This window comes from Pseudomonas sp. MPR-R2A5, assembly GCF_058793055.1.
Genome location: NZ_JBXAFK010000016.1, coordinates 76,424 through 91,511, shown reverse-complemented (window position 1 = coordinate 91,511; position 15,088 = coordinate 76,424). Strand labels below are relative to the sequence as shown.

Here is a 15,088-nt window from a genome sequence, read left to right as displayed (position 1 = left end):
TCTAGTTGGCGAGGGCGGTCAGGCGATCGAAACGCGCGTCGCTGACCTCGTCGAAGGCAGCGCTGGGGCCCCATTGGACGAACGCGTCGGGTTCGTCCAGGTCGTACAGGGCTTGCCCGCTGACGCTGTTGAGGATGTTTGCGCAGCGCCAGGGAATCAGGCCCAGGTTCGGGTCGGCGATGCCTTTCTGGCTGCGCGCGGCGTTTTGCACGTAGATGGCCGACCCCTGCGGGCCGTCCCACTGCACGGAGTAGTCCTGGTTGAACACGTATTCGCCGTTGCGCCGGGTGATGCGTGGCTCGATCGCCCCCAGGCATTCCGGCATCTGGTAGGCGTACCCGGTGCACAGCACCGCCATGTCGGCACTCAGCTCTTCCTGCACATGGCTGTGCCCATGCACCAGCGACAGGCTCCAGTGATGGGGACGCTGCTGGACTGCGGTCAACTCGCGGCCCGGCAACAGGCGGACTTTGCAAGGGTGATGCAGCACGTGCTTGAGCTCGTACAGGCGGCGGTAAATCGATTGCAACAACGATTGGGAGATGCCGTCGCTCGCCAGTTTCTGTTCGACCAGCAGCGACTGGCGCACGGCCTCGGGTTGGGCAAAGAAGTGGTCGCTGTATTGCGGGGTATACAGCTCGTTGGTAAAGGGCGATTCATCCAGCGGCGAGAAATTCCAGCGCCGCGACACCCAGGTCACGCTGGCCGGTAGCGCGCTGGTGTCGGACAGCAGGTGCTGAATGATCTCGGCGCCGGTCTGGCCGCCGCCGATCACCACCACACGCTTGTCTTTCAGGCTGCGCTTGCGGGTCATGTACTGGGAGGAATGAAACAGCGTGTCGCCCAGGTGTGGGCGCGCGAATGCCGGGATCGAAGGCTGTTGCCCGGTGCCCAGCACCAGGTTGCGCGCCGGCTGGACCCAGGTATCGCCCTTGAGCAGGAACAGCCCGTTCTCGAACTCCACCGAGCGCACTTCGCTGTTGAAATGCAGGTTGGGCAGTTGGGTACAGGCCCAGCGGTAGTACTGGTTGAATTCGCGGCGCAGCACTTGATCGAAATTGGCGTTGATAAAGCTCAACAACTGTTTTTGCTTGGCCAGGTAGGCGAGGAACGACAGTGGATTGGACGGGTCCACCAGGCTGACCAGGTCCTTGAGGTAGTGCACCTGCAACATGGCGTCGGGCACCATCATCCCCGCATGCCATTGAAATTCGCTGCTGCGCTCGAAAAACGTCGCGGTAAGGCCGGGTTTGGGCTGGGCCAGCGCCGCCAGGCTCAAATTAGCCGGGCCAATGCCGATTCCCGCTATATCTACAACGGCTGCCGCAGAGAGCACATTCATGATCATTATCCCTAGTGATGATGTTTTTCAGGTGCAGCGGCGCCTCGCGGCATTCACGAAGGCGTGCTGGGCAATGGTTTTACAAATGCAAACGCATCAGTTTTTCACGGGGTGCGCAGCTGGCACCTTGAGCACCAGGGCGGACAGCATCATGGCCAGCAATGACAAGCCGATCGCAACGCTGACAGCGAGGTAGATGGCATCGCTACGCGGTTCGATCGAGGTCAACAGGGCCCCGAAGATCGCCACGCCAAAGGCTGAACCACTTTGTCGACTGGCATTGAGCGTGCCTGCGGCCACCCCGGCCTTGGCACGATCAACCACACTCATGAGCACGGAGGTGGCGGCCGGCGTAATGATCCCCGCACCGAACCCCACCGCCGGGTAACACAGCGCGATGCGCCAGTACGGCGCATCGACGGCCAACGCGAACAGGCCGATAAACCCCAGGGTGTACAGGCCGAACCCCGCACACAGCACGGCGCGGGCGCCATAGGCCCGGGTCAACCGGCCGCAGGTGAAGCTGCCGAGGGTGACCATGGCGGTCAATGGCAGGAACGCCAGGCCCGTCTCCAACGGTGACCAGCCCCGGTCGGTCTGGAAGTACAGGCTGAGCAGGAAAAACAACCCGTAGAACACCAGGGCCGAGACCAGCGACAGGAACGTTGCCCCGGAAAACACCGGGTTACGGAAGTAATGCAGCGGCAGCATCGGGTCCTTGTGCCGGCTCTCGGTCACCAGGAATGCGCACCAGGCGATACACGCGACAAACACCCCGACGTAGACCCACTCGGAATTCCACCCCAGTTTGGCCCCTTCGATCAGCACGGCCACCGAGGTCGCCAGCGCAATAATGGCGGTGATTTGCCCCGTGACATCCAAGTGGCGGTTGGGCGCCAGGGGCGCTGAAGATGGGATGCGCGACGTCAGCCAGACGCCGACCAGGGCAATCGGCACGTTGATCAGGAAAATACTGCGCCAGCCGAACAGTTCGATCAGCACCCCACCCACCAAGGGGCCGGCCGCCATGGCAATACCACCGCAGCCTGCCCACACGCCGATGGCACTGGCACGCTGGTGGGTCTGTGGGTAGGCGCTGTTGATCAGCATCAAGGAGCATGGCACCAGCAGCGCGGCCCCTACCCCTTGCAGGACGCGTGCGCCCACCAGTTCAGGCAGATCGTTGGCCAGCCCGCATAAGCCCGAGGCCAGCGCAAACAGGCCGAGGCCGACGGCGTAGATTTTCTTTGCTCCGTAGCGGTCGCCGAGCAAGCCGCCCGTCAGCAGCAGGCTGGCAAAGGTCAGGGTGTAAGCGTTGATCACCCATTGCAGGCCGGTGATATCCGAGCCGAACGTCTGGGAGATGGACTCCAGTGCCACGTTGACGATGGAGGTATCCAGAATGACGACCACATAGCTGAGGCTGGTGGCGATCAGTACCTGTCGTTGGTAGCGCGTGTTGAGTTCCATAACCCCGTCTTTCCTATCCATAATGGCGCTTTGACTATAAGCAGCTTTTCAATTGAAACGCTTCGGGCTGTGTCGAAGTGTTAGTGTTTATGTCATCCTGAAACCCGACATCACCTGGCAAGCGCGGAGTTCAATGGAATGACCCAGCCCAAAATTTCATCCATCGCCTACCTGATCGCCGAGCCTGTACGCGCCGTGATCCTCATCACCCTGGCCGATGGCAGTTCCATGTCCGCCAGTGCCCTGGCCGATGCTGCTGGGGTGACACCGCAGACAGCCAGTTCACACCTGGCGAAGTTGCTCGATGGCGGTTTGCTCACGGTCGAGACCAAGGGCCGCAACCGCTTCTATCAGTTGGCCGGCCCTGATGTATCCCATGTATTGGAAAGCCTGGCGGCGGTGTCGCCGCAGACCAGTACCTGGCGCAGCCTGCCCAACCGTGCCGCCCATGAGCTGCGCTTTGCCCGTTGCTGCTACGACCACCTGGCCGGCCAGGTCGGCGTTGCGGTGACCCAGGGCATGCTCGACCGTGGCTACATCCTCGATCGCAACGAACGCGAATATGTGCTGACGCTGCGCGGCATTGAATGGCTGCAATCGCTTAACCCGGACAATGGCGAGCCGTGCTTCCAGGACCACGTCCAGGCCCGTCGTTGCCTGGACTGGACCGAACGCGAGCACCACATCGCCGGCCCGCTTGGGGCCCATCTGCTGGAGACCTTTTGCCAGCTGGGCTGGCTAAGGCGAACCACCGGCACGCGCGCGGTGCACGTCACCGGCGCCGGCTGGCGCGCGTTCAAAATGCATTTGGGGATTGAACACTTGCGGCATCTGGAGGCGCCCTTGCATGCGATGGCGCCGGCCCGCAAAAGGCTTATGCCGGCTCCCGCCGCGGGCTGAACAGCCCTTCGATTTCGCGGATCCTGCGCTCCTGGGCAACCCCGCTCTGCTGCCAGGCGGCAATCGCGTTGATCCGCTCATACCAGGCCGCCACATGGGGATACTCCAGGAACGGCGCCTGGGTACGCGGGATATGGCTCAAGGGCGCCGCCAGGTCGATGTCGGCCAGGGTCAGCCCATCGCCGACCATAAACCGGCGGGTACTCAGGTGCCCCTCGAGCACGGCGGTGTAGCGGTGGATGGCGTGCAGGGCTTCCGCAACCAGGGTCGGGTTTTCGGCATGCCCCTTCAGGCGCTCCATGAAACGCTGTTCGATCAGCACCGTGGGCCCGCGGCGAAAATGTTCGGCGGCCCAGAACATCCACTTGAGGGTTTCGTACTTGGCCTTGCCCGAGGGCAACAACGACGAACCGGCCTGTTCCGCCAGGTAAATCATGATGGCCGACGCCTCGAACAGCACCACGTCGCCGTCGACAAAGGTCGGGATCGTGCCGTTCGGGTTGAGCGCCAGGTACTCCGGCGTACGGTTCTGGCCGCTGAACAGGTCGAGGAACACGAATTCCACGTCCAGCCCCAGGTAAGCGGCCGTGGTCAGCACACGCCGGGTATTGCTCGAACCTCTGTCGCCATACACTTTCATGCCACTGCCTCGGTTGCCTGTTCGTCCATTAATGAAAAGTGCTCGCCGAGCATCACCACCACCTCGCCCGCCTGACGCACCGATTGGTACACCGAATTGACCATCGGCGCCGCCAGGTAGGAGGCCACGCCCAGCAGCCAGATGTTTTCCGGCGCCCCGGCGCCCGGCAAGCTGACCTGCAATTGCGCAGACACTTCGGGGGGCGTGCAGGGCGTGGCGGGCGTCACGTGCAGGGCCAGGCCGTCCGGGGTGGCATGGAACGGTTGCTTGTGAAAGCCGGTGGCGCAGACCACGGCATCGACCACTTCGACACGGCCATGGCGGTCACGGGCCTGCCATCTGCCCTGCCACTCCAGCGTCGTCGGCAACTGGGGCGCCAATTGCAGCTGCCCTTGGTCAATCAGGCGCAACAGGGTGGTCGCGGTCTGCAACGGCACCGCGAACAGGTAGCGCCCAACCGCTTCCCAGCAGTTTTGCAGCGCCGCCAGCCTGACTGCCGGCGGCGCGGCGCGCAGCTTGATGTCGGCCAGGTCCATGCACTGCACCAGCAGGTTTTGCCAGTCTGTCGCGCCCCCCTCGGCCAGGGCGATTTCACCGCGCAGGCGCTGGACAGGCTCGGCACTGCGATCGATCTGCGCGCGCAACGAGCGGCCACTGATGGCCTTGGCCGAACGCGCGACGATGCGCAGCAAATGCCAGTACAGCTTGGGGCTTTCCAGGTCCAGTCGGGCAAACCGCGCTTCATCCAGGCTCGCCGTGCACCGTCGGGGAGTGCCCGTGCGCACGCCCGGCAAACGCCCGGACGGCGAAGCCATCAGCACCTGGTGCCCCGCGCCGCACAACAGCAGCACGCTATCGATGGCCGACAACCGACTGCCCAGCACCAATACCCGCGAAGGCCGGGTCAGGCTCGCCAACCACGACCGGGTCGGGTACGGCGTCGCGAAAATCCCCGGTGCGCCCAGGTGCGGGGTCACCAGCGGCGGCACAAACGGCGCCGCGCTGCCGGTGCATACCAGCACCGCCGAGGCTGAACGCTGGCTGCCATCCTCCAGTTCCAAGCGGTAATCACCGTGGGCGACCGGCTTGATATGGCGCACCGCCGCACGCACCACCCGGTGCTCGATGCCCCGGGCCTCGGCCAGGTCGCGATACTCGGCATACCGCTGTTTGAGGTAGCCCGACACCCAGGCCCGCGGCACAAACGCCTGTTCACCGGCATCGATGCCTTGGTCCCGCAGGTAGTGCTGGAAGTCATGCATGTCGTCGTCCAGCACCGACATGGTCTGCACCGAGGTATTGCACAACAGCGCGTCCTGGGAGGCCGTGAAGGCGATTGAATCCGCCAGCCCTTCGGGATCGATGATCTCGATGCAACCCGCCACGCCCGTGCGCACCAGCTTGATAAAGGCCGCAACGCCGGTGACTGAGCCACCAATGATGGCGACCGTCGCCCGCCGCGTCACAACGTATGCGCCTTGGCCAGGACAGGCGCCAGCAACCGTACGCCGTACCAGCCCCAATACACGCGGTGATAGGTGATCAGGCCGTTTTCGATCTCCATCATTTCCATCAGGTCGACCTGTTCGCCTTTGGGCGTCTTGCGCGGGTACTCCCAGGTCAGGTTGCGACCATTGATGAACGCTTTGTCGCTGCGATACCACTCGGCCAAGTCACTGGGGAACTTGCGCTTGCTGTCTTCCATGAACCGTTGGATCACGTCGCGCCCCACCAGTACCCCGCTGCCGTGGTCGGGGTAGATCGCCAGCACCAGGGGTGTCTCGAACACCGCGTGTTCTGCGTACAGCGCTGCAGTGGCCGCGAGGTCGCCCGCACAGACGGTGGTGTGCCAAGCTTCATAAATACCCAACAGGCCAGGATCGATAGACGAAGTCATGGAGTTTCCTCAGGGGGCAACACTGCAATAATAGAAGCCCCAACTATAGGGAATTGCCACCCCAGGATGCTTCGACCTGGCCCGAAGTGTCTGCCCTGCCCCTCTCAGGCGTCAGAGCGCGCCCAGCTGTTTCATCACACTCAGGTTGTCTTCGATGTGCCAGTTGGCGGCGATCTTGCCGTTTTCGATCTGGTAGATATCGGTGGCGATAAAATCCACCGATTGCCCGGCCCCCTTGATCTGGCCGAATGTACCGGTGAAATGCCCGCGAAAATGCAGGTGCACCACCACCCGGTCACCGGCAAGGATCATCTGTTCGACCTCGCAACGCAGGTCCGGCACCGCACCGCGAAAGGTCCGCGACGCCAGCAACGCGCCCTGCGGGCCGGGTTGACGACCGGGCGGCGGGGTTTTGTCGACGAAATCATCGGCCAGGGCTTGCAGCGCCAGGCGTTCGTCACCGGTATTCCAGAAGGTGTCATAGCGCAGGGCGGCGGTTTCCATGCTGGCCCGCTGTGCGGCCGACAGGCTGTTGTCGATCACCCGCACGCCCGGCTTCACCAGCTCGGGGGTTGCCGCCATGGCCGCGCTGCAAAACGACGAGGCCAGGAGCGTAATGACAATGCCAAAGCGCGATATTGCTGAGTGTTTCATGCTGCAGTTTCCTTGTATGGGGGACGGTTCAAATCGTCTCGCTTTCCCTGACGCTGAGGGGGCTTTTGAGGGTGTATTGCGCGATCGCGTCCTTGCGCATGAAGGCAACGCCGGGGTGGCTGTTGGCGTAGCGCAGGAACTCATCCCAGACCCTGACCATTTGCGGCGTACCGCTGATGCGGTCGTGGGCACTGATCGACATCATGCGGCGCCGGCTGCCGGCCTCTTCGTACAGCTGGTCGAAATCCAGCTTCACCTGTTCCAGGAACTGCGACGGTGAGTAGTTGCGGCCTTCGATCAGGACAATGTCGTTGTTGCGCAAGGTGTACGGCACCACCACAAAGTCCTTGCCGTTGACCTGTTCGATAAACGGCTCGTCACGGCTCACATCATCGATGTGATAGACGTAGCCCAGCTCTTGCAGCAACGACAAGGTATTGGGGCCGCGGCGCAACCAATTGCAGTTGTAGCCGCTGACCGGTTGGCCGGTGACGTCTTGCAGCATGCGGGCGGCCTGGCGCAGGAACGTGCGTTCTTCATCACGGCTCATGGCAAATTGCGAACTCCAGCGCGGGCCATGGCCGGAGGCTTCATGGCCGCGCGCGACGATCTCGCGGGCCAATTCAGGGTGGCGCTTTACCGCGTCCCCGATCATGTGGCTGGTGACCTTGACGCCATGCCGGTCCCAGAGGTCGAGCAGCCTGGGAATACCTTCGCGGTAGCCGTAGGCGAACCAGGTATTGGTGGCCGGATCGGCGGGCACGTTGTCGGGAAAGTCCACAGGGGGAAACGGGCTGTCGGTGCCCTTGAGCGGTTGCCCGCCGGCTTCGAATTGCATCGACACCGACACCACCAGGCGCGTATTGCCCGGCCAGAAGCCGCCCTTGGCCCGGCGTACGCTTGCCGCTGGGGCAGCGTCCGTTGGCGCCGTGGCCGCGTTGGCCGTGCCGAGCAACGATCCGGCGGTTAGTACCGCGGCACCGGCGCCCGCCTGGGCCAGGAAAGTACGCCGTTGCAGGTTCACGTATGACATGAGCGTCACTCCGTTGGATAAACACGGATGCAACCCTAAGCCTTTAGGTTTATTTTGATAATTGAGCGAAAATCAAAAATCACTTTCGGAAAAACCGAATAATGCTACTGAAGAACCTTGAGCTGTTTTTGCTGATTGTCGAGAAAGGCGGGTTATCCGCGGCCGGCCGGGAACTGGGTTTATCGCCGGCCTCCGTGTCGGAACGGCTGGCGCAGTTGGAGAGTTTCTACGGTGCCAGCCTGCTCAACCGCACCACCCGCGCGATAAACCTCACGGATGAAGGTCGCCTGCTGGTCGATGGCGCCCGGCGCCTGCTGGCGGAGGCGGATGAGTTGCACAGCAGCATTCGCTTGGGCACCCAGAGAATTTCCGGGCCGATCCGCCTCAGCGCCCCGGAAGACCTGGGCCGCCAATACATCGAGCCGATCCTTGCGCAGTTTATGCAGGAGTACCCGCAGGTCAGCATCGACCTGAACCTCAGCGACGGCTACGTCGATCCCGTCAGCCAGGGAATCGATTTCGCCGTGCGCTTCGGCGCGTTGGCCGACAGCACGCTGCATGCGCGGCTGATCGGTGAAAACCGACGTGTTGTGTGTGCGTCACCGCTGTACCTGGCCCGGCATGGCACCCCGCAACACCCCGAGGACTTGACCCGACATGAATGCCTGGTCATGCGCTTCGGTATCAATATCGCGCGGGAATGGACCTTCAAGCTGCACGGCAAGACACACCGCATCCTGGTGAGTGGCCGCCGCGTGGCGAATGACGGCGCGCTGGTCCGGCAATGGTGCCTGGCCGGCCATGGCCTGTGCTTGAAATCGGTGTGGGATGTGCGCGCCGACCTCGATGCCGGGCGCTTGGTCGAAGTACTCAAGGACTACGACCTGGGTGGCACCGCACTGAACATCGTCTACCCGCCCTCGCGGGTCCAGCCCAGGCGCGTGCGCCTGCTGATAGAGCGGATCGCCGCGCAGTTGACGGCTGAGGGCACACCGTAAGCCTGGATAAGTTCCTTGCAGCCTGCGCAACACACCTTTGCTATCAATCACATTGATAGCTGCCTAATGAAACCTGCATGCTAGAGGGCTGACAACGCGCTTATATCATTCCGAATGATAGTTACCTTTGCTTCATTCGATTCGTGACATACCGCCTCGCCGCGCATGATCCGCCCATCTCAAATACATTGGCGGATGCACCTCATGGAACAGTCACTCAAACACTTACGCTTTCCCTTGGCGATTTTGGCCGTGGTAGTGATGAGCGCGTGCGGCAAGGCGCCGGAACAAGCTGCCGCCATGCCTGCTGCGAAAGTCAGCGTGGCCAAGGTACTCGAACAACCGGTCAACGAGTGGGACGAGTTCACCGGTCGCCTGGAAGCGCCTGAGACCGTACAGATTCGTCCACGGGTTTCTGGCCAGATTGACCAAGTCGCTTTCACCGAAGGCGCTTTGGTCAAGAAAGGCGACCTGCTGTTCCAGATCGACCCGCGTCCATTCCAGGCTGAAGTGCGCCGCCTCGAAGCCCAACTGGCGCAAACCAAAGCCGCTGCCACCCGCAGCGATAACGAAGCCCAACGCGGCGAGCGCCTGCGCCAGAGCAATGCGATCTCCGCCGAACTGGCCGACTCGCGCACCACCGCCGCCCAGGAAGCCCGCGCGGCTGTCGCCGGGATCCAGGCGCAGTTGGACCTGGCCAAGCTGAACCTGAGCTTTACCCGCGTGACCTCGCCGATCAGCGGCCGCGTCAGCCGTGCCGAAATCACCGCCGGCAACCTGGTGACCGCCGATGTCACCGCGCTGACCAGCGTGGTCTCCACCGACAAGGTCTACGCCTACTTCGACGCCGATGAGCGCGTGTACCTCAAGTACACCGAGCTGGCTCGCCAAGGCCGTCGCGGGGCGACCACCCCGGTGTACCTGGGCCTGTCGAATGAAACCGGCAACCCGCACCTGGGCCAGATGAACTTTGTCGACAACCAGGTCAACCCGGCCACCGGCACCATCCGTGGCCGCGCCGTGTTCGATAACAGCAAAGGCGAATACACCCCTGGCCTGTACGCACGCCTGAAACTGGTCGGCAGCGGCACCTACTCCGCCGTGCTCATCAACGACGAGGCCGTGGGTACCGACCTGGGCAAGAAGTTCGTGCTGGTGATGGAAGGCGACAAGCCGGCTTATCGCGCGGTGGAGCTGGGGCCGAAGATCGAAGGCTTGCGTATTGTGCGCAGCGGCCTGAACAAGGACGACACCATTATCGTCAAGGGCCTGCAACGCGCGCGCCCCGGCTCGCCGGTCGCCCCGGAAACCATTCCGATGGCCAGCAAGGAAACCCTCGCCGCCTTGGCCCAACAACGACAAGCGCTTGAAGCCAGCAACCTGGAACAAGTGGCGCCGGACAAAACCGCGCCCAAACTTGCCAGCGCTGCGACTCCACGCGGTTAAGGGATACGACTCAAGATGAATTTTTCCAAGTTCTTCATTTCGCGGCCGATCTTCGCAGCGGTGCTGTCGCTGCTGATCCTGATCGCCGGTGCGATCTCGCTGTTCCAGTTGCCGATCAGCGAATACCCGGAAGTGGTGCCGCCCACCGTGGTGGTACGCGCCAACTTCCCGGGCGCCAACCCCAAGGTCATCGGTGAAACCGTGGCCGCACCGTTGGAGCAAGCCATCACCGGCGTCGAGAACATGCTGTACATGTCCTCGCAGTCGACCGCCGACGGCAAGCTGACCCTGACCATCACCTTCGCCCTGGGCACCGACCTGGACAACGCGCAGGTGCAGGTGCAAAACCGTGTGACGCGGACTCAGCCAAAATTGCCTGAGGAAGTGACGCGCATCGGTATTACCGTGGACAAAGCCTCCCCCGACCTGACCATGGTGGTGCACTTGACCTCGCCGGATCAGCGTTACGACATGCTGTACCTGTCCAACTACGCGATCCTCAATATCAAGGATGAGCTGGCCCGCTTGGGTGGCGTGGGCGACGTGCAGTTGTTCGGCATGGGCGACTACTCCCTGCGTGTCTGGCTGGATCCGAACAAGACCGCCTCGCGCAACCTGACCGCGACCGATGTGGTCACCGCGATCCGCGAGCAGAACCGCCAGGTAGCAGCCGGTGCCCTGGGCGCCCAGCCTGCTCCAACGGATACCAGCTTCCAGTTGTCGGTCAATACCCAGGGTCGCCTGGTCACCGAGGAAGAGTTCGAGAACATTGTGATCCGCGCCGGCGCCAACGGTGAAATCACGCGCCTCAAGGACATCGCCCGCGTCGAGCTGGGGTCCAGCCAATACGCGCTGCGCTCGCTGATCGATAACCAGCCGGCCGTCGCAATTCCGATTTTCCAGCGCCCCGGCTCGAACGCCATCGACATCTCCAACGATGTGCGCGCCAAGATGGCCGAGTTGAAAAAGAGCTTTCCGGCGGGCATGGATTACCGTATCGCCTATGACCCGACGATCTTTGTGCGCGGTTCCATCGAAGCGGTCGTGCATACCCTGTTCGAAGCACTGATCCTCGTGGTGCTGGTGGTGATCCTGTTCCTGCAGACCTGGCGCGCCTCGATCATTCCGTTGGTGGCAGTACCGGTATCGTTGATCGGTACGTTTGCGGTGATGCACCTGTTCGGGTTCTCGCTCAACGCCCTGTCATTGTTCGGCCTGGTACTGGCCATCGGCATCGTGGTGGACGACGCCATCGTGGTGGTGGAGAACGTCGAACGTAATATCGAGCTGGGCCTGGCGCCGTTCCCGGCGACTGAAAAAGCCATGAGTGAAGTGACCGGCCCGATCATCGCCACGGCGCTGGTGCTGTGTGCGGTGTTCATTCCAGCCGCCTTTATCAGTGGCTTGACCGGCCAGTTCTACAAACAGTTCGCCTTGACCATTGCGATCTCGACGGTGATTTCGGCGTTCAACTCGCTGACCCTGTCCCCTGCCCTGGCCGCCGTGTTGCTGCGCGGTCACGATGCGCCGAAGGATCGCTTCTCGAAGTTCCTCGACAAGCTCTTTGGCGGCTGGCTGTTCCGTCCCTTCAACCGCTTTTTCGAGAAAGCCAGCCATGGCTACGTGGGTACCGTACGCCGGGTGATTCGCGGCACGGGCATTGCCCTGTTCGTGTACGCCGGCCTGATGGTGCTGACCTTCTTCGGGTTTGCCCACACCCCGACCGGTTTCGTACCGGCCCAGGACAAGCAATACCTGGTGGCCTTCGCCCAACTGCCCGACGCTGCGAGCCTGGACCGCACCGAAAACGTGATGAAGCGCATGTCGGACATTGCCTTGAAGCAACCCGGTGTGGAAGCCGCGATTGCCTTCCCGGGCCTGTCGATCAACGGATTCACCAACAGCCCGAACAGCGGCATCGTGTTCGTGACCTTGAAACCGTTCGATGAGCGCAAAGACCCGAGCATGTCCGCCGGGGCAATTGCCGGTGCATTGAACGGCAAGTACAGCGGCATCGAAGAAGCCTACATGGCGATCTTCCCACCGCCGCCGGTACAGGGGCTGGGCACCATCGGCGGGTTCCGCCTGCAGATCGAAGACCGTGGCAACCTCGGCTATGACGAGCTGTACAAAGAAGTGCAGAACGTCATCACCAAGAGCCGTGGCGTGCCGGAGTTGTTCGGCCTGTTCACCAGCTACACGGTCAACGTGCCACAGGTCGACGCGGCCATCGACCGTGAAAAGGCCAAGACCCACGGCGTGGCAATCAGCGACATCTTCGACACCCTGCAGGTGTACCTGGGTTCGTTGTATGCCAACGACTTCAACCGCTTCGGGCGTACCTATCAGGTCAACGTGCAGGCTGAACAACAGTTCCGCCAGGACTCCGACCAGATCGGCCAGCTGAAAGTGCGTAACAACAAAGGCGAGATGATCCCACTGGCCACCTTCATCAAGGTCAGCGACACCTCAGGGCCAGACCGTGTGATGCACTACAACGGCTTTATCACCGCTGAAATCAACGGCAACGCGGCACCGGGCTACAGCTCCGGCCAGGCCCAGGCGGCGATTGAAAAACTGTTGAAGGATGAACTGCCCAACGGCATGACGTACGAGTGGACCGACCTGACCTATCAGCAGATCCTCTCGGGCAACACCGCGCTGTTCGTATTCCCGCTCTGCGTACTGCTGGCGTTCCTGGTACTGGCCGCCCAATACGAAAGCTGGAGCCTGCCACTGGCGGTGATCCTGATCGTACCGATGACGCTGCTGTCGGCCATCACCGGGGTGATCATCTCGGGCGGCGACAACAACATCTTCACCCAGATCGGCCTGATCGTACTGGTGGGCCTGGCCTGTAAGAACGCGATTCTGATCGTCGAGTTTGCCAAGGACAAACAGCAGGAAGGCCTCGACCCGCTCGCTGCGGTGCTGGAAGCCTGCCGTCTGCGTCTGCGGCCGATCCTGATGACCTCGTTCGCCTTCATCATGGGCGTGGTGCCCTTGGTGCTGTCCACCGGTGCCGGTGCCGAGATGCGGCATGCCATGGGTGTGGCGGTGTTCTCCGGGATGATCGGTGTGACCTTCTTCGGTCTGTTGCTGACGCCAGTGTTCTACGTACTGATCCGTCGCTATGTGGAGCGCAGCGAAGCGCGCAAAGCGGCCAAGGCCTTGAAGCTGGAGACACAGCAATGAGTGTGAAAGTCTTTCTGCCGAGCTTGCTGGTCCTGGCGCTGAGCGCCTGTGCCGTGGGCCCGGACTACAAAACCCAGACCCCGGAGGCGGCGAATATCACCGCCGCCGCGGATGCCAAACAGTATGACCACGCCAAGTTCGAAGGCATCTGGTGGCAGCAGTTCGACGATCCGACCCTCAACCAGTTGGTCACGCAATCGCTGCAAGGCAACCGTGACCTGCGCGTCGCCTTTGCCCGCCTGCGCGCTGCACGGGCGATCCGCGACGACGCCAGCAACGACGCCATGCCGACGATTACCAGCCGCGCCAGCAGTGACCTGGCCAAGGGGCAAATCCCTGGCCAGACCACCCGGCGGGTGAACAGCGAGCGGTATGACCTGGGCCTGGACATGGCCTGGGAACTGGACCTGTTCGGGCGCATCCAGCGTAACCTGGAAGCCACCGACGCCGACCAGCAGGCCGCCGAAGCCGACCTCTACCAACTGCAAGTCACGATGATTGCCGAACTGGTGGACGCCTACGGTCAACTGCGTGGCGCGCAGTTGCGTGAACGCATCGCCTTGGACAACCTGAAGAACCAACAGGAGTCACGCACCATCACCGTCAGCCTGCGCGACGCCGGTGTGGGCGATCAACTCGACGTGGAGCGTGCCGACGCACGCCTGGCGGCGGTGGAAGCCAGCGTGCCGCAACTGCAAGCCGAGCAAGTGCGCGAGCGTAACCGCATCGCCACCCTCCTCGGCCAGCGCCCCGACAAGCTGACCGTGGACCTGAGCCCGAAAGACTTGCCGGCGATTGCCAAGGCGCTGCCGATCGGCGATCCAGGGCAACTGCTGCAACGACGCCCGGACATCCTCAGCGCCGAACGCAAACTCGCCGCCGCCACCGCGCGCATCGGCGTGGCCAAGGCCGACCTGTTCCCACGGGTCAGCCTCAGCGGCTTCCTCGGTTTTACCGCCGGGCGGGGTTCGCAGATCGGCTCATCGGCCGCGAACGCCTGGGCCCTCGGCCCGAGCATTACCTGGGCCGCCTTTGACCTGGGCAGCGTGCGTGCCCGCCTGCGCGGCGCAGACGCCGAAGCCGATGGCGCCCTGGCGACCTACGAGCAGCAAGTGTTGCTGGCCTTGGAAGAGTCCGAGAATGCTTTCAGTGATTACGGCAAACGCCAGCAACGCCTGGTCTCGCTGATCCGTCAAAGCGAATCCAGCCGCGCCGCCGCCGACCTCGCCGCGATCCGCTACCGCGAAGGCACCGTGGACTTCCTGGTCCTGCTCGACGCCCAACGCGAACGCCTGGCCGCCGAAGACTCCCAGGCCCAGGCCGAAGTCGACCTGTATCGCGGGATTGTGGCGATCTACAAGGCGCTAGGGGGTGGCTGGAAACCAGACACCGTCGTGGCGACTGCCCAGTAACGTAAAGAGCTCCTTTGGTTGGTCGCATCCAGCCAATTTTTTGCCCCGCGGTCCATTCGGTCGCGGGGCTTTTTTTTAAAGTGACATTTAGGATGGCCGAT

At 62.6% G+C, this 15,088-nt stretch carries 12 protein-coding genes; 5 read left to right on the top strand and 7 right to left on the bottom strand.

Annotation, left to right across the window (positions count from 1 at the left end; genetic code table 11):
* Position 1: 1 nt before the first annotated feature.
* Positions 2 to 1,342, bottom strand: coding sequence for a lysine N(6)-hydroxylase/L-ornithine N(5)-oxygenase family protein (locus tag AC1Q6I_RS13920; protein ID WP_206379763.1), 1,341 nt, complete (start codon positions 1,340 to 1,342; stop codon positions 2 to 4).
* A 96-nt stretch (positions 1,343 to 1,438) separates the two neighbouring features.
* Positions 1,439 to 2,812, bottom strand: coding sequence for an MFS transporter (locus AC1Q6I_RS13915; protein WP_102623838.1), 1,374 nt, complete (start codon positions 2,810 to 2,812; stop codon positions 1,439 to 1,441).
* Between the two features lie 138 nt (positions 2,813 to 2,950).
* Between AC1Q6I_RS13915 and AC1Q6I_RS13910 the strand changes: the two genes are divergently transcribed.
* Positions 2,951 to 3,712 (top strand): ArsR/SmtB family transcription factor, encoded by a 762-nt coding sequence (locus AC1Q6I_RS13910; protein ID WP_102623839.1) that lies wholly within the window; start codon positions 2,951 to 2,953, stop codon positions 3,710 to 3,712.
* Here the strand turns inward: AC1Q6I_RS13910 and AC1Q6I_RS13905 are convergent.
* The 5 genes from AC1Q6I_RS13905 to AC1Q6I_RS13885 all read right to left on the bottom strand — a co-directional run bounded on the left by AC1Q6I_RS13905 (position 3,687) and on the right by AC1Q6I_RS13885 (position 7,936).
* Complete coding sequence (locus AC1Q6I_RS13905) at positions 3,687 to 4,352, bottom strand: glutathione S-transferase family protein (protein WP_024075324.1); 666 nt, start codon at positions 4,350 to 4,352, stop codon at positions 3,687 to 3,689. The two genes, AC1Q6I_RS13910 and AC1Q6I_RS13905, sit on opposite strands and share 26 nt — an antisense overlap.
* The gene (locus AC1Q6I_RS13900) at positions 4,349 to 5,818 is read right to left on the bottom strand and encodes an FAD/NAD(P)-binding protein (protein ID WP_102623840.1); all 1,470 of its coding nucleotides are present in this window, start codon (positions 5,816 to 5,818) and stop codon (positions 4,349 to 4,351) included. Before AC1Q6I_RS13900 ends, AC1Q6I_RS13905 begins: the two co-directional genes overlap by 4 nt.
* Positions 5,815 to 6,249: a nuclear transport factor 2 family protein gene (locus AC1Q6I_RS13895; RefSeq protein ID WP_024075322.1), complete on the bottom strand. Its 435-nt coding sequence runs from the start codon at positions 6,247 to 6,249 to the stop codon at positions 5,815 to 5,817. Before AC1Q6I_RS13895 ends, AC1Q6I_RS13900 begins: the two co-directional genes overlap by 4 nt.
* Before the next feature lie 111 nt (positions 6,250 to 6,360).
* On the bottom strand, positions 6,361 to 6,903 hold the full coding sequence (locus AC1Q6I_RS13890; protein ID WP_102623841.1) for an ester cyclase: 543 nt from the start codon (positions 6,901 to 6,903) through the stop codon (positions 6,361 to 6,363).
* Positions 6,904 to 6,931: 28 nt separating this feature from the next.
* Entirely contained in the window at positions 6,932 to 7,936 is a 1,005-nt protein-coding gene (locus tag AC1Q6I_RS13885) for a polysaccharide deacetylase family protein (RefSeq protein ID WP_102623842.1), read from the bottom strand.
* Between the two features lie 101 nt (positions 7,937 to 8,037).
* Here AC1Q6I_RS13885 and AC1Q6I_RS13880 point away from each other — a divergent pair, with 101 nt between their 5' ends.
* The 4 genes from AC1Q6I_RS13880 (at position 8,038) to AC1Q6I_RS13865 (ending at position 14,987) form a co-directional block, all read left to right on the top strand.
* Positions 8,038 to 8,934, top strand: coding sequence for a LysR family transcriptional regulator (locus tag AC1Q6I_RS13880; protein ID WP_069075913.1), 897 nt, complete (start codon positions 8,038 to 8,040; stop codon positions 8,932 to 8,934).
* 204 nt (positions 8,935 to 9,138) lie between these two features.
* On the top strand, positions 9,139 to 10,380 hold the full coding sequence (gene mexE / locus AC1Q6I_RS13875; protein ID WP_102623865.1) for a multidrug efflux RND transporter periplasmic adaptor subunit MexE: 1,242 nt from the start codon (positions 9,139 to 9,141) through the stop codon (positions 10,378 to 10,380).
* Positions 10,381 to 10,395: 15 nt separating this feature from the next.
* On the top strand, positions 10,396 to 13,575 hold the full coding sequence (locus tag AC1Q6I_RS13870; RefSeq protein ID WP_024075317.1) for an efflux RND transporter permease subunit: 3,180 nt from the start codon (positions 10,396 to 10,398) through the stop codon (positions 13,573 to 13,575).
* Entirely contained in the window at positions 13,572 to 14,987 is a 1,416-nt protein-coding gene (locus AC1Q6I_RS13865) for an efflux transporter outer membrane subunit (RefSeq protein WP_024075316.1), read from the top strand. Before AC1Q6I_RS13870 ends, AC1Q6I_RS13865 begins: the two co-directional genes overlap by 4 nt.
* Positions 14,988 to 15,088: the final 101 nt, after the last annotated feature.